The organism is Desulfosarcina variabilis str. Montpellier (assembly GCF_048565275.1).
GTDB lineage: Bacteria > Desulfobacterota > Desulfobacteria > Desulfobacterales > Desulfosarcinaceae > Desulfosarcina > Desulfosarcina variabilis.
This window is the reverse complement of the sequence record NZ_CP159846.1, coordinates 7,142,087-7,158,697: the sequence shown is the minus strand read 5'-3', so window position 1 is coordinate 7,158,697 and position 16,611 is coordinate 7,142,087. Positions and strand designations below refer to the sequence as shown.

Sequence of the window (16,611 nt, the reverse complement as noted above, 5' to 3'; positions counted from 1 at the left end):
GTCACGTATGCGAAAAGGGCGCATGGGAAACACTTTGTTAAGGGACTATATGTTAAATATTCGGCACGGTGTCAAGGGATTGGATTAGGATACATTGAACCGCTGCCCTTTTCACCCGCCGATACGAATTGTTCTTCCACAGACAGCTTTTTGTTTCCTGGTGTGTTAGTACGGTCTACCATTGTTGTGTGTGTATAGTGTTTCATATGCGATTGTCTTGAAAATTATCCCTATCCGGCTCTGAAATAGCGAGGCCTGCCCATGCGTGATCAAACTGATTTTCGAAACCCGGATACCGTCTTATCCTCTCGCCTTTTTGCCCGGCTGGGGGAGTTCATGCTTGGCCGCAGATGGCTGTGGGTGATTTTGCTTGCCGGCATCACCATCGTCGCTGTTTTTGGCATGCGGATGCTCAGATTCGACAATTCCAATGAAGTCTGGTTTGTGGAGAATGATCCCAGCGTCAAGCTGCTGGACAAGTTCCGGGATATTTTCGGGAACGAGGATTTTGTCGTCCTGCTGTTCGAATCGGAGGATTTTTTCGAATCGGGAAACATCCGGCTGCTCAGCCGTCTGGCCGGGGCTCTGGAAAGGGAGGTGCCCTACCTTAAGGAGATGACCTGGCTCGGCAATGTTGAATACATCGAGGGCACACAGGAGGGCATTTCCATTTACGGGCTTTTCGACAGCATCCCCGAAACCCGGGAAGTGATGGACCGCCTGCGGGAAAAGGCCTTGAGCGAGGCATCTTATATCAACAGCCTTGTGGCCGAGGACGGCAAGGCGTACGCCATTGTCCTTGAAATGAAAAAATACCCGGAGGACGGCCCTCATCCGGATCCGGAAAGCGAGATCGCCTCCAAGATCCGCGAGATACTCGGGCGGCCCGAATTTGCAGGGCTTCATCCCTACCTTGTGGGCGGTCCTATCTTTCACTATGATTTCGATCAGCTGGCAAGCAGCGAGACGCCGACATTCATGGGGCTTTGCCTGGTGATCCAGATGGTGCTGCTGGCCTGGCTCGGCCGGGGTGTGCGGGGGGTGGCGGTGCCCATTACCATTGTGGTGATCAGCATCGTATGGACCATGGGGGCCATCGGCTGGATTGGATTTTCCCTGAACACCATGATCATCATTTTGCCGTCCCTGCTGATCTGTGTGGGGATCGGCGATTCCATCCATTTTATATCCGAATACCATGACGATTTGGACCGGGGAATGCCGCGCAGACAGGCCATGATCAGAACCTTTTCCTCGGTGGGGCTGCCTTGCCTGCTTACCACGGTGACCACCATGGGGGCCTTTTTATCCTTTTTCTTCAATATCGGCGCGCCGTATCGACGTGAAAATGGGGTTTATGTGAGGCGTTACCATTTAGGAGGGTTTGATGAAGAATCTCACCGATCACAAGAAGGGCAATACATGCCGGGTTGCCTCGATCGAAGGGGACAACCGGTTTATCAGTCGCATTTCATCGATGGGAATCGCCATCGGATCAAGCGTAGACATCCTTCAGAATACCTTTGGCATGCCCATGTTGCTTTATGCGCATGACACCCTTGTTGCGCTAAGCAAGAAGGAGGCGGGTAAAATCAAGGTTGACAAGGAAGGATCGGAACAATGAGTAATGCAATATCAACAACAGCCGCCAGCATCGGATTGGCCGGCCAACCCAATACAGGCAAGTCGACACTTTTCAATCGGCTTACCGGTTCCCGGCAGCATGTGGGCAACTGGCCTGGAAAAACCGTCGAGAAGAAAACCGGATCCTTGGTCCACAACGGCAGTACATATGCGCTGATTGACCTGCCGGGCACCTACAGTCTGAGTGCCAATTCCGCAGAAGAGCTGATTTCCCGCGACCAGATCGTTTCCGAATCCACCGACGCACTGATCGTTATGCTGGACGCATCCCAACTGCAGCGGAGCATGTACCTGCTTTCCGAGACCGTCGGCATCGATATCCCGGTGATGGTGGCCTGCACCATGGTGGATGTGGCCGAAAAGCAGGGCAAAGTCGTCGATATTGCCAAAATCGAAGCCGCACTGGGGGTTCCGGTGGTCGCCATCAACGCCGCCCGGGGCGAGGGCATTGAATCTTTGAAGAAAAAGATCGACGACCTGAAGAAAAAGGGCGCGCCGCTGCCGGATCAATCCCTGGCGGCGTCATACCGCAACATCCTCGGGGAACGGTTCGACAGGCTGCGCGACCTTGTTCCCGAAAACGGCATCGGCAGATACGGCAGGGACTGGCTGGCCGCCCGCCTGGTTGAATCGGACCAGCAGATTTCCGAGCTTGTCCGGCAGACCGTCTCCGGGGAAGAATGGAAAGGCATTCAGTCGGCTCTGGCGGCGTTCTCGGACGGCGCCCTGCAGATTGCCAATGCCCGGTACAACTGGATATCTGCGACCATGTCCGGGGCGGTGGCGGTGGCTTCGGGCCGGAAGCGTTCCATTCAAAATTGGTTTGATCGATTGGCCACCCACTGGCTTTTCGGAAAGCTGATGTCGATTTTTCTGATTGTGTTGGCCTTTGCCGCCGCTTTTTTGGTCGTGATGCCCTTCTGGATGGGGGCCAGTTCTCTGATGCCCCACTTGACCGGGCTGATCGATACGGCCAGTGTGTCCCTGGACCTGCCGGTCATACTGGTTTCCTTTGCCAAGGATGCCGTCATCCCCTTTTTGTACGTGTCGGTATTGATGGTCCTTTTTATTATCGCCGTTGTCTTTGTGTTCGGGCTCATGGAGGATATCGGCCTTTTTGCCCGCATTGCCTTCGTCTACAACAACCTCATGGAAACCCTGGGGCTGAACGGCAAGTCTATTTTACCGTTTATCAGCGGATTCGGCTGCAACATCGCTTCTGTCGCGGGGGCCCGCGTGATCGATTCCGAAGATCAGCGAAAGGTCACCATTGCCGCCAGCCTGGCGGTGCCTTGCCCCGGGATCTGGGGCGTGGTGGCGCTTTTGTCCGGAATTTTTTTCGTGGGCGCCGCGCCGCTCATCGCCGGCGCATTGTTTATCACGTCGATTCTTCATATCATGTTTACGGCATGGTTCTTCAGGGATAATAGCGTCCGGAAAGAGGAAACGCCCGGGCTCATCATGGAACTGCCGCCGTATCACATGCCCAATTGGAAGACCATCTTCCAGTATGTCTGGGGCAAGACCAAGGCCGTCACCGTAAAGGCCGGGGGCGCCATCCTGATCACCATCCTGGGGGTCTGGGCCCTGACCTATACCGAGAGCGGCGACATCACCCGGAGCGCATTGTATGGTTTCGGGAAATTCTTAGAACCGGTGACCCAACTGGTGGGATTCGACTGGCGGCTGGCCCTCTCATTTATCATCGCCGCCTTCTCCAAGGAGGCGACCCTGGGCGCCATCGCCGTATTTTTCGGCTTGTCCGAGATCGGGACCTCTCTCGGAAGCACGATTTACTCGCCTATCGCATATGATGCCGCCGCCCTGTCGACAGCGATCGGATCGACCGTCAGCAAAGCCTCGGCCCTGGCATTTATCTTTGCCTTTTATTTCAACATCCCCTGTTTCGGCACCATCGCCGCCATCCGGTCGGAAACAGGCTCCACCGGCTACACCCTGAAGCTGGCGGCCTATTATGTCGTTACCGCGCTGATTATCGCGGGGATTGTGTATCGGATTGGGCTGCTGGTATTGTAGTACCGCGGCCGGACACTATATAACAAGGAGAAGAATAGATGGAACAAAAAATCAAAATCGAAAAAGGCTCCATTCAGGAAACCCTCTTACTGCCGTTATGGGGCAGGGCATATGAAACACAAAAGAAAAGCCCGCGACTGGTTGATGAGAACGCCGTGGAAATTATAAAAAATTTTGATTACGATTTTTCAGATATCGAAAAAACGCAAGCCATGTCACAGCATGGCTGGGTCGCCCGCAGCCTGCATACGGACAACACGGCGCTTGAATTTATGGACAACCATCCCGAGGCGACCATTGTTAATATCGGCTGCGGGATGGACACCACCTTCAGCCGGATTGATAACGGCAAGATCATGTTTTACGAGCTTGACCTGCCGGATGTGATTGCACTCAGAAAACATTTTTATGAAGACAGTGATCGTCACAAAAGCATTGCTTCTTCATTTTTGGATACCCATTGGTTTGAGGAAATAGAGGTCCGGGATGGTTTGCTGTTTCTGGCCGGTGGGGTGCTTTACTATTTCGAAGAAGAGCAGATCAAAACGTTCTTTATTAAAGCAGCAGACTATTTTGAGGACTGCGAGTTTTACTTTGATTCGCTGTCGCCCATGGGAATGAAAATTGCGAAAAAGCAAGTATTAAAAAAAGGGGGGATGGGGATGCCCATGGATGGTGGATGGGGACTGAAACCTGTACAATCCCTCGAAAAATGGGACAAAAGGATCAAGGTGATAAGTGCAATACCCATGTCGAAGGGAATGAAAAAAGCTGTTCCTCTGGCTTTTAAAATCATGTCCGTCATTACGGATATGCTTGGTGTATGCTCCATGGTGCATATGAGAATTGAATCTTCTCAATAGATATAAGTCGATGGGAACTTGTTTTATAGATAGACCCACGGTGAGCGATTAGCTGTCCCATGGATTTAGAATCGAAACACCGGTATCGTAAAAGTCGGAAACATTGCGGGTCACAACCGTCATGCCGTGGACCAGCGCTGTTGCGGCAATCATTGCATCCCGGTCGGATCTCCGGTCCGGTACATGGAGCCCGGCACAGCGTTGGGCTATGCTTGTTCCATTTCAGTAATTCTTTGGCTGAATGCCGGTATTACCTGCCTGTCGAACAAGAGACGAAGAATTTTGCCTTGTTCTTTATCTCTTCTTTCCATCAACAAAATACCAAGTTCCAGAATATCCGGATTCTGTCCTAAAATTTTCATGTACTGCTCAAATGATAGCAAAACATGTGACGGCCGGCCCCTATCCGTTATGAAAACAGGTCCTTTTTCGGCTGCCCGCTTGGCATATCCGACATCCTGATTGAAATGTCTGCTTGTGATCGTTGTAATAGACATTTTTGCAGCCTCCTTTCCTACGGTTATTTACAATTGTTGGCAACCCAAGGATTAATCAACTCCAATCCATCGATATTATCAAAATCTTTGACGTTTCTGGTTGCCAAGATCAGGTTTGCCGTTTTGGAGATCGCCGCAATTTGTGCATCCTCTACACTGATAGGCCTGCCATTTTTTGCTCTTTCCGACACGATCATTGCGTATTCAGCCGCGGCCTGGTCATCGAATGGTAAACATCTACCCTTAAAATCTTCATCAAACATCTGTTGAGCCAATGCAAACAACAACGATTTCTTTTTTCTATCATCGAGAAGTGCAATACCGAGGAATATTTCTGCAATAGTTATCGCACTGGTCCAAAGGTCCCACTCGGATTGCTCGTCCAGCCAGGACACAACCTTTTTATCCGGCCTCGGTTTCATCAATTCCGACAGGACATTCGTATCAAGAAGGATCACTTTTCCGTATCCGAATGAACGTCCGTTAACAAACGTGGTATGGCTCTCTGAATTTCAGGTAAAATTACGCCCCCTGCATCAGAAAAACGGTTGGCAATCCGGGAGCCGATCCCTTCTGAGCAGCGTTTTTCCAATAGGAATCGCTTAAGAATTTGTCTGGCTTCCTCTTCCATCGATCTTTCGTTCATGGCGGCAACCATGCGCAGTTTTGCCTTCAGCGAATCGTCTACGTTCCTTATCGTTAAACTTCCCATTTAATGCCTTCAATTTTTGATTAGATAACAATAGATAACAATAAGTTAAGCATCTTTTTATGCAACCATCGAGTTGAGTTGCGTGGTAACAACACATTCGATATAAATTGTGCAATCAATGTATGCAATGCAATCGTTTTTGTCAATTGTAGAAAGCCTGAAAGTTCAGCAACCAACTTTTTTTGTTCGGGGGCAAGAAGTGTTGGAACAGGTTTGGTGATAATAAACGGCGTCACCGCGTACTGTTCAGAACTCAACATTCAAACCGAAGACTGTGTTGAACCCTGCTATCGGATACAGCGTTTCACTGCCGAGATTGCCGCTGCCGTCGCCCACAGCGCTTTCGTCGAACAGGTTGTTGGCTACAAGATAGAATTCAGCCCGCCCGATTTTTTTTGAATATCTGGCGTTCAAAACCCAGAAACCATCATCCTCATTGGTATTGGCATAGTTGAAATACCGCTTGCCCGTGTACACGGGTTTCAGTGAAATATCGCCGAAGCGTTTATTTAGGTAGCCCAGTGTAAAGGCAAAGATTGTATCCGGTACACCGGTCAGTTTGTTTCCGGAATAGTCAACCCCCATGCTGATCAATTCCTCAAACTTGGCTTCCTGGTAAGTAAAATTGGTAGACGTATAAAAACCATGCGGCAGTCTGGCGCCGGCTCCCAATTCAATCCCTTTTGAACGGGTTTCCCCGCCGATCACCAGTTTGTTGGCCATGCCTGCGATATCATGGTTTAAGGTCATGCTTGCTTCAGGATGTGCCTGCATGGATTCCATGTGGGTTAAAAAGCCCCAGTACAGTTGATAATCGCAGGTCTGAAATTCCATTTTTGCCATGAGTTCATGGTTGCCAAATTGCTGTCTATAAACCAGGGCACCCAGAAGATTTTCCGATTCATAGTCAGAATCAGCCCCGGTAGTGGGATTTTGGGAAGGGTCTTCTTCAAATTGATCCCAGGTCAGGCTTGCGGCATAAAGCCCTTTGGTATCATTTGAGTACTGGCGCTTCCGCCGCCAAAAACGTTGGTGGAAAAAAACAGTCCGGGAATGTTTGCCTCCTGAAGCACGGTGATGACATTGTAATGGCCGGGGAATTTTTTCAGCTCTTCATGGGTAATAACGTTGATATTGGTTGGTACATTATCCACCTGTGTGGACATTTTGGTTGCAGTAACCGTTATATCGCCAAGCTGAACGCTTGACTCGCTGGTTTTGTCGTCCTCTGCCCAGACCGGCCGGCTCAAAAGGCAGGCGATCATCACAATGGTATATGCAAGGGATAATACCCTGTTGGATTGCAATTTACTTTCTTTAGATTGATGGTGCATGTTTTCTCTCCTCTTTTACCTTGCCACCACCAGCTCCGACTCACCTGCCGGCAACTCAATCATCCTTGTATCAACCCGGTTAAAGCCGGCCTGTTTAAGGTAAGAGGCAATTTCTCCTTTCTCAAAGCAAAGGCCCCGCCCTTCCTTTTCCAGTGCACTGGAAAGCCGCATCAGAACGATACTTGCGGGCGCGGTCTTCTCGCGGGTCAAGCCTTCGTGAAGGCAGACAAAGAGACCGTTGTCCGCCAGTGCTTCTCTTACGCGCCGGAAAAAAGCCACCCTGTCTTTTACGAAGTAGAGGTTATGGCTGGCCCAGATCAGCTCATAGCCACTGCCGAACCCAATCTCATTATAGTCACCGGCAATAAAGGAGATCCGGTCTGCCAGCCCCTGTTTATTGATTTCCTGCTCGGCCAGGGAGATGATGGCCGGCAGATATAGGAGCACCCCTTTTGCCCCAGGAAGACGACCAAGAATTTCCGCCCCGACAAGCCCGGGCCCGCCGCCAAGATCAAGGATCTTTTTGATCCCTTTGAATCCCGGCAGTTTTTCGACCAGATCCGCATAGATGGCGGCCGTGCCGGCGCGCTGGCCTATTGCCAGATGCGCCACCGCGCGCTCCCAACGGGATTCGCTTTGCCAGTCTTGCGTTTGAGGCACCTCCGGCGGCCCGTTTCTTATGATCCCTGCCATGTCGGCCAGGTTTTTTTGCACCAGAACCTTATAAAATTGGTAGAATGCCGAAAGCTAAATGCTAATACCTAAAAGCTGATCGCTGTCATAAAGGGAACAGACGATGCTCTCTCAAGTTCTGATCAAAAACGATCAAGGTGACTTTGTAAATTTTAAACCCTTAGCGCCTGAAGATGCGGCTGCCAGTTCAAATGAAGTCATCCGCCCTTTACCGGAACAACAAGGAAGCGGTTATTTCTCTTCTTTCTCGATATGTGAAGGGTTGGGCTTGGGGATATGCCGCTGTAGATTTACCGAAGACTATATGGCCCGGTTTACATTGGAAAATTCTTTCTTCTCTCTTGGTTTTTGCATCAAAGGGCATGGTTTTTCCTGGGATTCCTGCCGTCCGGGTCGGGTGACAATAACACCGGGCCGGTCACATACCCTTTTTTTTGAAGATCGTGTTGCTGAACGTAAAATCAAGGGGCATCAAGAAGTGCTTATGCTTGCCATACACGTTTCACCTGACTTTTTAATAAAATTGTTCAACCCGGTCCACTCCCGGGAGGAACAATCCGGTGATCCTCCTGAAAAGGTGTTTAAAAGCCGCCATTTTTATGAAGACCACATCATGACATCCCAGATGAAGACCACGATTTACCAAATTTTGAACAATCCCCACAAAGGCAGGTTCGGCAATATCTATCTGGAGAGCAAAGCGCTTGAACTGATTGCCCTGAGATTGGAACAGGTCTTTCCCCCCGATTGTTCCTTCCAAAGCCCCCCCCGTTGAAGCCCGGGGGGAGGGAACGTATTTGCCGGGCCAGGGATCTGCTGATAAAAAAGCTTGCTTACCCGCCTTCTCTCAGAGAACTGGCCGAACAGGTAGGAATGAGCCATACCCAACTAAGCAAAGGGTTTAAGGCCGTCTTCGGGTGCACGGTGTTTGAATATCTGAGGAAAGAGCGCCTCTCCTATGCCCGGATGCTGATTGAAGAAAAGTCGGTTGATCTGACATGGATTGCCTATGAATCGGGGTTTTGCAGCTCAAGCCACTTTGCCGCCGCTTTTTTCAAAGCCTACGGAATCCGGCCCTCTGAATATCGCAAGTCTCTTATCATGTAGACGAAATTATAATCGATAGTCCTGAACTGGGTTGATGACGAATTCGATTGTTGCCGAAGGCTTGGGTTCGATGCAAAACAGGGGCGCTCCCTGGTTCCCGACCCATTCCACTATCAAAGCGCCGGCTGTATGCTGTTTTGATAAAAAGCGCCTGCCTATCCTATCCTTTGCGGGCGGTATCCAATGCCATCGGGCCCATGGGCGTATCAAGCGTGCTGGATTGCACGGACCTGAACCCGGCACGCGCCATGGCATCGGCGATGAATCCCTTGTCAAGACCCATATCCTGGCCGGCCAGGGCGGTCGGCAGCCAGCCGAGCACCATGAATTCAGGCTTGCAGCGTTCATGGGTGAGCCCGTCGTGGCAACTGACGAACACCCCACCCGGATTCAGGGCGTCATATATTTTCCGCACAATCCGGTCTGCATCCCTCTGGACGGCGTTCAGCACCGAGCTTGCCCAGACAAGGTCATACCCCTTTCCGATGGAATCATGGATGAAGTCCCCGCCCATGGCCGTCATACGCGCCTGCATCCCGTCCATTTCGATGAAACGCTCGGCGACCCTGGCCACGGCCGGCCGGTCAAAGAGGATTCCGGTCATGCTGGGATGGGCCGCCACAATGGCCATGCCGATGCGACCGGGGCCGCCCCCTAAGTCCAGGAGAGAGGAACAGGAGGAAAATTCGGGAAGGGCTGAGATGATCCGGGCAATCCGCTGTGCGATGCCGGCCTGTTGAAGGTTGGCCATGGCCGGGGCGTATTCCGCCCAGACCTCCTCACCGGGTGGGTCTGCCGGAGGAGGGCCCTCCTTTACCAGGCCCAGCATGGTGTCCGTGTCAAGGTCGTGGGCCCAGGCAGAAAACAGCCCGCCCAGGTCGGTCGAACCACCCTGGACGAGAAAGGCCTCGGCAGCCGGGGTATTCCGGTACAGGCCCCGGGTTTTAAAGACCAGGTCACAGGCGGCCAGGCCGTCGAGCATCAGGGCCGTATTGGCGGGATGGGTGCCCAGGGTCTGGGCCAGGGCCCCGGCCGACACCGGGGTTCCCAGGTGACTGAACAGGTTGAGCCGGATGCCGGTGATCATCAGCCTTGCCCGTACCGGCGCGATCAGCATGCGGTATAAAGAATCAAGGGTGAGCTTGTCCCTAAAGGTATAGCCCATCTGGCAGAAACCGGCCCAGGTCCGGGTGGTCAAAAGAGTGTAATAGGGATCCTCGACGGTCATCAGGCCCGGGGCGGGCGTATACCCGTAAAGGTAGGCGTCATACAGCCCCTTCAGGTCAAAGGTGTTGTCCCCGTTGAAGTAGAATCCGCCCACAAGCCACTGAAAGGGGGCCTTGTCGTCCGGGGCGCTCAACCGGATTTCCTGGGTGTAGTTGGTGCCGGATTCAGAGTACTGGGTGGCCATCAGACCGGCACCGGTCAGGTCCAGGGCGTAGCGGGTGTCCAGCCGGTTCGATTCCCTTGCCCTAACCGATGTGACCCGGACCCAAAGGGTCTTGTATTTGATTTTGAGGGATTAAATGTCAATGTCATTGTGTTCGTCATCCACGTTGAAATCGGGGATGTCATAGGGGGAGTTGTCTCTGGGAATCCAGTTTCTGGGGCCGTTGTCCTGATGCTCAGCCGAGGCCGAAAAAAGGACCGACAACGCCGGGGTCGGGGTCCACTTGACCCGGGCCCGGCCCGCTGCTGCGTCAACCGTGTCCGGATTTGAGGTGCCGGTGCTGAGATACCCCTTATCCTGGTTTTCATATAGGCCTGAGATGCCGATGGAAAGCCGGTCTTTTACGAGGGGGCCGCTGACGGATGCCTTGGCCTTGCGGGTCTTGTAATCGCCGATGGCGGCATTGACTTCTCCCGTCCATGAATCACCGGGTTCCCGGGTGATAATGTTGACCACCCCGCCGGAGGCGTTCATGCCGTAAAGGTTTCCCGCCGCCCCCCTGAGCACTTCGATACGTTCCAGGTCGAAAATCATGTTGTTGGTCATGTTGTGGCCGGTTCCCACTGGCACGTCATCAATATAAATGCCCACCGAGTGGGTATACTGAGTGGCGTTGCTCTGGCCCCTGATGCTGTAATAGCTGAAGCCGCCATTACCCATGGCCGGGGAACTGAAGTTGGGGACATAGCGGTAGATTTCGGTGGTTGATGTGATGGCTGCATCCTCGATCTGGGTCCGGGTTAAGGCCGTGACGCTGGCCGGGACGTCCTGAATATCCTGCTCACGCTTTTCCGCAGTAACGATAATGGTTTCAAGCGACTGCTCATCGATTGATTCTTGCGGTGCCGCCGCAGCAACCGACCCCCAAAAGAACACGGCGGCAAGGACCGGGAGCAGGAAATCTCTGCACTGATGGTTCATTTTTTTCCTCCTGGTTAATGTTACCTGGACATCTAAACCACGGATTGGGGACAGCCGCTAACGATGAAAATAATTTTTTAAGCAGAGTTCGGTTGACTAACTTCTTCTGGTTTCCCTTACAATCATAAATCCGCCCAAGAGCAATGCGGTAATAAAAATAACCACTGTGTGTGGCTGGTAGGTCAGCCAGGGACCCTTCATGGCCCCCCATTTTTCTAAAATCTCGATATCTGTCCAGAACACCAGGGCCACACCGATAGCATAGCGTAAATTCGCGCCGAAACTCGCCTGCTTTAAAAGACGATAGCAGAGATACCCGGAGCAGGAAAAGCAGATAAAAAAGACCAGGAAAGTAAACCAGCTGGTGGCGCCGAAAATCCTTTCATTAAAGGCAAGCAGAAGTACCACATAAAAAAACCAAACCGCGGACGAGAAAAAAAAGGCGACCCTCGGTGCGTAATTGTCGATCCGTCCCGTGGCAACGGCGCCGCGCATCAGGTAAAACTGCCGGCGAAGAAAGATAAACATGTTGCATCTGACGCTTTCCTGAAAAAGAAGATAAAAAAGAACCGGAACGAGAAAAACCCATGAATATTTGAGCAGCACAAACTCACCGCGGGTTCCGATAATCATACTGTTGTATATGTCAAATCGCTTTGCCACACCCAATTGTCGCGCCGCCATGGTGAGCCCCAACTCAACGGTAAACCAGGCACAAAAGCCGGCAAGAATCCCCATAAGCGTCTGCATAACATTATTTTTAGTGAAGCGGGAAAAAACGAGCAATAACAGGGCCAACATCGAACTGAGGAGTGTACACATGACCAAAAAAGCGGAAACGGGCAGCATGTTGAAGTCAAATCCGTCGTCCTTATCCAGAGACGGTAACGCCTTTTGGAAAATTTCCAGCTCATTTTCTTTTCCAGAGGCCACACGCTTATCAATCATCTTTTGAAGTTCTACCCGCTGTGATACGTCTCCGTGCCATCCCCCTTTTCTGCCGGGATGTGCATATTCCTGAACGGATATTTTCATGTCAAAATGCTCTATGGTGATCATGAACAGGTGCCCCGATCCAATAATCATGATGATAAAACAGAAAGAAAAAAGAGATTGACCGATTTTTTTTAGACCGCTTTTCATTGTCTTTCCTGAACCCATTCATCCGGTGTATGAAAAATGCGGCGAGTCAACCCCTGCCGCGCCTTGACCGCCTTCGCATCGATTCCCATTTGCATGTTGCGCCAATTTATTAGACAACTCTATCTTGGTACGGTTTCCTAATCTTTTGGCCGGCGGCTTGTCAACTCTTTTCAGTGTCTCGGCTCCCCGGTTTTCCGGCCAACCAGAAAAACAGGTAATAATTTTCAGCGATCAACATATTTTGTACATCGACCAACAGTCCTGGAGCTCGTTCGGTGGTAATATACGACATCAGTTAGCCTAACTATTTGTTGAATAATCGACACTCCGAATAGACGGGGTTTTCTATGTACGGTGCCGCATGGTTTTTTAGTGCGAGAATAGGGTAAAAAGGATGAAAAAAAGCGAAATCAAACGCGGTCTGTGGGCGATCATGGATCCCGTCATGCCCCAGATATACGCGGCCATCTGCACCGCCGCACTGGGTGCGATGTTTGCCATTGTCAGTATCTATTTCATGGCGGGCGCACTCCATGTTGTGATCACCGGGAAAAGCGCGGCGGTGTGGGGTCAGGCGCTCGATCTGAAACAGCTGCTACTGCTGGTCGTCTTGCTGGTAATATTGGGTTTTTTGTGCAGAACCGGAGGGTTTATGATTTCTCATCTGGGTGCTTTTCGCCTGGAGCAGATCCTCAGAACCCGGCTGTCAGATCATCTGGCCAAGGTTCCGCTTGGCTTTATCACCCATACCGGCTCAGGATCGCTGAAGAAAATCCTAGTTGAAGATGTGAACATGCTCCATGCCTTTGTGGCGGACAGCACCCCTTTTTTGGGAAAAAGCGTCGCCGGTCCCGTTGTATCGTTGATCATGATGTTTGTGATCGACTGGCGTCTGGCATTGGTCAGCATCGCTGTGCTGCTTTTGGGCGGTATCTTCATGCGATTGGCAATGAAGGATAATGAAGTCCTCAGGAAAAAATATGATCAAAGCCAGGAGAAAATCAACTCGGCAGTCATCGAGTTCGTTCAGGCAATGCCCGTGGTCAGAACATTTGATGTGGGAACCAGTTCTTTTAGAAGGTATACAAAAGTACTGGACGAATTCAGAGTCGCCGTCAAGTCATGGTATGCGTCTTCGGGGAAAGCGTCAAGGATCGGGCTGCTGGTGCTCAGCCCCATGCCCACCATGCTGGTCGTATCTGCCGCGGGCATCTATTTTGTATCGGCCGGAACGCTCGCTTTCCCGTATTTTATCGCGTTGCTGATGATCAGTACCGGTATGGCCGATGCCCTGATGCCGCTGATGTGGCTGAATAACTTTATCAAAAAATCCGAAGCCGGCGCATACAGAATACAGGATATCATGGCCGTGAAGTCGATGCCGGTGGCGGAAAAGCCTGAGCAGCCCAAAGACGCTTCTGTCGCATTCGACCGTGTCCGCTTCAGGTATGAGAACAGGGATCGCTTTGCATTGAAAGATGTCAGCTTCGATGTCCCCCAAGGTACGGTAACGGCGTTGGTGGGCCCCTCCGGTGCCGGGAAAAGCACGGTGGCCAAACTGATACCCAGGTTCTGGGATGTCGAGAGCGGGTCGATCAAAATCGGCGGTACCAATGTGCGTGACATGCTCCCGGAAACGCTGATGCGTCATGTCTCTTTTGTATTTCAGGATACGTTTTTGTTCAACGACACGATCGCTGCCAACATCAGGCTGGCCAAACCCGATGCGTCAGACGAAGCAGTGGCCCAAGCGGCAAAAGCGTCACAGATACACGACTTTATCACTTCATTGCCCGATGGCTACCAGACGGTTGCCGGAGACAGAGGCATCCGGCTTTCCGGAGGCCAAAAGCAGAGAATTACGATCGCCAGGGCAATCCTCAGAAACGCCCCCATCGTTGTGCTGGACGAGGCGACCGCCTTTGCCGACCCGGAAAACGAAGAAGCGATCATCAAAGCGGTCTCGAGCCTGATGAAAGGCAAGACGGTCATCATCATCGCCCACAGACTGTCCACCATAAAAAATGTTAATCAGATTGTTGTTTTTGACCAAGGCCGGATTGTTCAGAAAGGGTGTCATGAAGAACTGATAGCAAGTGACGGCGTATATGCTCATCTGTGGCATAACTACGAGCAGGCCCAGTCATGGAACTTGTGTGCACAAGAGGAACAAAATGAATTCAGACAAAAAGATCATCTCCATTATGGAGTCGTATAAAGCAGGGCTTGTTATTGCCGGAGACAACAGAGCCGAATATAAACGGAGCATGTTTTTATTTGTTGCGTCCTTTACCTTTCAGGCTGTGGCGTTATTATGCTTTTTCCCTTTGCTCAGGTCGTTGTTCGGGACTGAGCCGTCGGTGGGCGGTGCCGTGCGCTGGTTGGGGGTGATGGTGGCCTTGGTCGCGGTTGAACTGTCTTGCAGATGGTATGGGCATGATTTTGATTTTTCCGGAACGATCGTGGACGTTACCCACAGACTGAGGCTTAATCTCGGAGAAAAACTCAAAAGCATGCCTCTGGAAAAGATGTATCGGTATAAAACCGGAACACTGAATTATGTCTTTGCCGTTGGTGTCGAATATGCCGTACTGTCCATGGGGATCGTCAGTTCCATTATTATTCAGACGGTCATTCCGCCGGCCATTATAATCGCTGCCGCGTTTTTGGTCGAATGGCGGCTGGCGGCGGCGATGCTTCTGCTTTTCTGTATTGCCGTGCCTGTCCAGAAGTGGAACAGAACCGGATCCAGCAAAGAAAAGGCAGCCAATGCAAAGGCGCTGTCCATCGTGGAATCCGATGTGCTTGAATATGTACAGGGGTTGCCTGTCCTGCGTTCGGCCAATCAGACCGGTGAGAAATCCGCCGCACTTCAGGCGTCGATCAGCCATCTCAGAAAAGTTCAGGCGAAAGGGATCCTGGATAAAACAGTGCCGACGGTTATGATGTCCGGCATTGTGGAAATCGGTCTGGTCGCCGTACTGACACTGGGGGTGCTGATGATCACCAACGGCAGCCTGAGCCTGTCTGCCGCTGCCGCACTTCTGGTGATCATCTCACGTTTCAGTGAGCCTTTATCGTTGTTTACCAGCATTGCTCAGGTGGTTGATATCGTGGATGCCGCCTTTACCAGAATCAAGGAACTGCTGGCAATCGAAAATCTGGAGGTGGCTGCACCGGCAGCCATGCCTGAAGCATTTGACATTGAATTTGATCATGTTTTTTTTGCCTATGACCGGGAAGAGCAGTTCGCTTTAAAAAATGTGTCATTCACCATTCCCGCCGGAACGCTCACGGCGCTGGTGGGACCGTCCGGTTCCGGTAAAACGACGATCACAAAAATGATCATGCGCTATGCGGACCCGCAGTCCGGCACCGTAAAAATAGGCGGCATTGATCTTCCGCATATCTCGCAGGAAAATTTAATGAAAAACATCTCCGTCGTCTTTCAGGATGTCTATCTGTTTGATGACACGATTTTAAACAATATCCGGATGGGCAATCCCGATGCCTCCGACGAACAGGTGAAAGATGCTGCCAAAAAAGCATTTTGTCACGCGTTCATCCGCCGCCTTCCGGACGGGTACGATACGCAAGTGGGAGATATCGGAGGGGCGCTGTCAGGCGGGGAGAAACAAAGGATCAGCATCGCCAGAGCCATACTCAAGGACGCCCCCATCGTGATGCTGGACGAGCCCACGGCGGCCTTGGACACCGAAAGCGAAGTGGCGGTGCAAAAAGCCATCGATACGTTGGTGACGGATAAGACCGTGATTGTGATCGCCCACCGGCTGTCCACCGTTGCCGGCGCGGCCAATATCCTGGTGGTGGAAAACGGTGAACTCGTCGAACAGGGAAATCACACTGCGTTGATGGCCGGGCAGGGAAGGTACTTTTCCATGTGGAGTGCTCAGCAGAGGGTCAAAGAATGGAATATTATAGGCGGCTGAACTACATCAATTATTGAGATGTTATATGCTTTTTTCTGGTGCGTCTTTTTTCGTGCATGGCCATTGCCAAAAAAAAGTTGACAAACCGTTAAAAAATCTGTAGATAGAATAATCTAATTATATTAGTCAAAACTTACGACGCCCGGCCGGACAACGGCGCGTGCGAAGTGAAGGTGATTGTTAGCCGCTTCCAGCGGAACGACAACCACCTTTTTTTATGGCCCTAATACTCACTTTCAATCTCGGATTGGAAACAGATT

The 16,611-nt window shown here is 51.4% G+C and carries 16 protein-coding genes and 1 pseudogene; 8 read left to right on the top strand and 9 right to left on the bottom strand.

The annotated features are described in order from the left end of the window. Positions 1-261: 261 nt before the first annotated feature. The 4 genes and pseudogenes from Dvar_RS32345 to Dvar_RS32330 all read left to right on the top strand — a co-directional run. A pseudogene (locus Dvar_RS32345) lies at positions 262-1,308 on the top strand (efflux RND transporter permease subunit); the annotation flags it as partial. A gap of 79 nt (positions 1,309-1,387) precedes the next feature. Continuing rightward, complete coding sequence (locus Dvar_RS32340) at positions 1,388-1,624, top strand: FeoA family protein (protein ID WP_419657256.1); 237 nt, start codon at positions 1,388-1,390, stop codon at positions 1,622-1,624. Then, positions 1,621-3,681, top strand: coding sequence for a ferrous iron transport protein B (gene feoB, locus Dvar_RS32335; RefSeq protein ID WP_419657255.1), 2,061 nt, complete (start codon positions 1,621-1,623; stop codon positions 3,679-3,681). The genes Dvar_RS32340 and feoB overlap by 4 nt, the downstream gene beginning before the upstream one ends. A 38-nt stretch (positions 3,682-3,719) precedes the next feature. After that, the gene (locus Dvar_RS32330; RefSeq protein ID WP_419657254.1) at positions 3,720-4,544 is read left to right on the top strand and encodes a class I SAM-dependent methyltransferase; all 825 of its coding nucleotides are present in this window, start codon (positions 3,720-3,722) and stop codon (positions 4,542-4,544) included. A gap of 206 nt (positions 4,545-4,750) precedes the next feature. On the opposite strand, the gene Dvar_RS32325 is transcribed toward Dvar_RS32330, so the two are convergent. The 6 genes from Dvar_RS32325 to Dvar_RS32300 form a co-directional block, all read right to left on the bottom strand. Beyond that, positions 4,751-5,041 carry a type II toxin-antitoxin system Phd/YefM family antitoxin gene (locus Dvar_RS32325; RefSeq protein ID WP_419657253.1) on the bottom strand — a complete coding sequence of 97 codons (291 nt, stop codon included), beginning with the start codon at positions 5,039-5,041 and terminating at the stop codon, positions 4,751-4,753. Between the two features lie 23 nt (positions 5,042-5,064). Continuing rightward, a complete protein-coding gene (locus Dvar_RS32320) occupies positions 5,065-5,499 on the bottom strand; it encodes a type II toxin-antitoxin system VapC family toxin (protein ID WP_419657252.1) in 435 nt (144 codons plus the stop codon). After that, on the bottom strand, positions 5,496-5,753 hold the full coding sequence (locus Dvar_RS32315) for a FitA-like ribbon-helix-helix domain-containing protein (RefSeq protein WP_419657251.1): 258 nt from the start codon (positions 5,751-5,753) through the stop codon (positions 5,496-5,498). Before Dvar_RS32315 ends, Dvar_RS32320 begins: the two co-directional genes overlap by 4 nt. Before the next feature lie 246 nt (positions 5,754-5,999). Next, complete coding sequence (locus tag Dvar_RS32310; RefSeq protein ID WP_419657250.1) at positions 6,000-6,596, bottom strand: TonB-dependent receptor domain-containing protein; 597 nt, start codon at positions 6,594-6,596, stop codon at positions 6,000-6,002. A gap of 122 nt (positions 6,597-6,718) precedes the next feature. Further along, complete coding sequence (locus Dvar_RS32305) at positions 6,719-7,087, bottom strand: hypothetical protein (protein WP_419657249.1); 369 nt, start codon at positions 7,085-7,087, stop codon at positions 6,719-6,721. 15 nt (positions 7,088-7,102) lie between these two features. After that, positions 7,103-7,801: a class I SAM-dependent methyltransferase gene (locus tag Dvar_RS32300; RefSeq protein ID WP_419657248.1), complete on the bottom strand. Its 699-nt coding sequence runs from the start codon at positions 7,799-7,801 to the stop codon at positions 7,103-7,105. Between the two features lie 463 nt (positions 7,802-8,264). Here Dvar_RS32300 and Dvar_RS32295 point away from each other — a divergent pair, with 463 nt between their 5' ends. Both Dvar_RS32295 and Dvar_RS32290 read left to right on the top strand, forming a co-directional pair. After that, positions 8,265-8,555: a hypothetical protein gene (locus Dvar_RS32295; RefSeq protein WP_419657247.1), complete on the top strand. Its 291-nt coding sequence runs from the start codon at positions 8,265-8,267 to the stop codon at positions 8,553-8,555. After that, positions 8,528-8,887, top strand: a complete 360-nt coding sequence (locus tag Dvar_RS32290) for a helix-turn-helix domain-containing protein (RefSeq protein ID WP_419657246.1) — start codon at positions 8,528-8,530, stop codon at positions 8,885-8,887. The genes Dvar_RS32295 and Dvar_RS32290 overlap by 28 nt, the downstream gene beginning before the upstream one ends. A gap of 160 nt (positions 8,888-9,047) precedes the next feature. On the opposite strand, the gene Dvar_RS32285 is transcribed toward Dvar_RS32290, so the two are convergent. The 3 genes from Dvar_RS32285 to Dvar_RS32275 all read right to left on the bottom strand — a co-directional run bounded on the left by Dvar_RS32285 (position 9,048) and on the right by Dvar_RS32275 (position 12,401). Beyond that, positions 9,048-10,298, bottom strand: a complete 1,251-nt coding sequence (locus Dvar_RS32285; protein ID WP_419657245.1) for a methyltransferase — start codon at positions 10,296-10,298, stop codon at positions 9,048-9,050. A 111-nt stretch (positions 10,299-10,409) separates the two neighbouring features. Next, on the bottom strand, positions 10,410-11,258 hold the full coding sequence (locus tag Dvar_RS32280; RefSeq protein WP_419657244.1) for a TonB-dependent receptor plug domain-containing protein: 849 nt from the start codon (positions 11,256-11,258) through the stop codon (positions 10,410-10,412). A 96-nt stretch (positions 11,259-11,354) separates the two neighbouring features. Continuing rightward, positions 11,355-12,401 (bottom strand): hypothetical protein, encoded by a 1,047-nt coding sequence (locus tag Dvar_RS32275; RefSeq protein ID WP_419657243.1) that lies wholly within the window; start codon positions 12,399-12,401, stop codon positions 11,355-11,357. 394 nt (positions 12,402-12,795) lie between these two features. Here Dvar_RS32275 and Dvar_RS32270 point away from each other — a divergent pair, with 394 nt between their 5' ends. Further along, positions 12,796-14,619 (top strand): ABC transporter ATP-binding protein, encoded by a 1,824-nt coding sequence (locus Dvar_RS32270; RefSeq protein WP_419657242.1) that lies wholly within the window; start codon positions 12,796-12,798, stop codon positions 14,617-14,619. Then, positions 14,576-16,351 carry an ABC transporter ATP-binding protein gene (locus Dvar_RS32265; protein WP_419657241.1) on the top strand — a complete coding sequence of 592 codons (1,776 nt, stop codon included), beginning with the start codon at positions 14,576-14,578 and terminating at the stop codon, positions 16,349-16,351. The genes Dvar_RS32270 and Dvar_RS32265 overlap by 44 nt, the downstream gene beginning before the upstream one ends. Positions 16,352-16,611: the final 260 nt, after the last annotated feature.

Bases quoted from the DNA above. Each gene is read 5' to 3' on its own strand.
- Dvar_RS32340 (WP_419657256.1), top strand. From the start codon at position 1,388: ATGAAGAATCTCACCGATCACAAGAAGGGCAATACATGCCGGGTTGCC.
- feoB (WP_419657255.1), top strand. From the start codon at position 1,621: ATGAGTAATGCAATATCAACAACAGCCGCCAGCATCGGATTGGCCGGC.
- Dvar_RS32330 (WP_419657254.1), top strand. From the start codon at position 3,720: ATGGAACAAAAAATCAAAATCGAAAAAGGCTCCATTCAGGAAACCCTC.
- Dvar_RS32325 (WP_419657253.1), bottom strand. From the start codon at position 5,041: ATGTCTATTACAACGATCACAAGCAGACATTTCAATCAGGATGTCGGA.
- Dvar_RS32315 (WP_419657251.1), bottom strand. From the start codon at position 5,753: ATGGGAAGTTTAACGATAAGGAACGTAGACGATTCGCTGAAGGCAAAA.
- Dvar_RS32310 (WP_419657250.1), bottom strand. From the start codon at position 6,596: ATGGCAAAAATGGAATTTCAGACCTGCGATTATCAACTGTACTGGGGC.
- Dvar_RS32305 (WP_419657249.1), bottom strand. From the start codon at position 7,087: ATGCACCATCAATCTAAAGAAAGTAAATTGCAATCCAACAGGGTATTA.
- Dvar_RS32295 (WP_419657247.1), top strand. From the start codon at position 8,265: ATGCTTGCCATACACGTTTCACCTGACTTTTTAATAAAATTGTTCAAC.
- Dvar_RS32285 (WP_419657245.1), bottom strand. From the start codon at position 10,298: ATGGCCACCCAGTACTCTGAATCCGGCACCAACTACACCCAGGAAATC.
- Dvar_RS32280 (WP_419657244.1), bottom strand. From the start codon at position 11,258: ATGAACCATCAGTGCAGAGATTTCCTGCTCCCGGTCCTTGCCGCCGTG.
- Dvar_RS32275 (WP_419657243.1), bottom strand. From the start codon at position 12,401: ATGAAAAGCGGTCTAAAAAAAATCGGTCAATCTCTTTTTTCTTTCTGT.
- Dvar_RS32270 (WP_419657242.1), top strand. From the start codon at position 12,796: ATGAAAAAAAGCGAAATCAAACGCGGTCTGTGGGCGATCATGGATCCC.
- Dvar_RS32265 (WP_419657241.1), top strand. From the start codon at position 14,576: ATGAATTCAGACAAAAAGATCATCTCCATTATGGAGTCGTATAAAGCA.